Here is a 256-nt window from a genome sequence, read left to right as displayed (position 1 = left end):
GCTACCGGCCTAGTTCTCGCTGAGGTAGACGCTACGGCTCTGGTTGATGCTGAGGTAGAGGCTACTGCTCTTGTCCTTGCTGAGGTAGAGGCTACGGCACTTGTTGACGCTGATGTAGACGCTACCGCACTTGTGGAGGCTGAGGTAGAGGCTACGGCACTTGTGCAGGCTGAGGTAGACGCTACGGCACTTGTTGTTGCTGAGGTAGACGCTAGAGCACTTGTTCATGCTGAGGTAGACGCTACGGCGCTTGTGG

At 56.6% G+C, this 256-nt stretch carries 1 pseudogene; it reads left to right on the top strand.

From position 1 onward, the window contains the following. Window positions 1-256, top strand: a pseudogene (locus N8L90_RS09445) (hypothetical protein); the annotation flags it as partial.

This window comes from Streptococcus mitis, from assembly GCF_946190115.1.
Lineage (GTDB): Bacteria > Bacillota > Bacilli > Lactobacillales > Streptococcaceae > Streptococcus > Streptococcus mitis_CO.
This window is presented reverse-complemented; position numbering and strand designations above follow the sequence as displayed.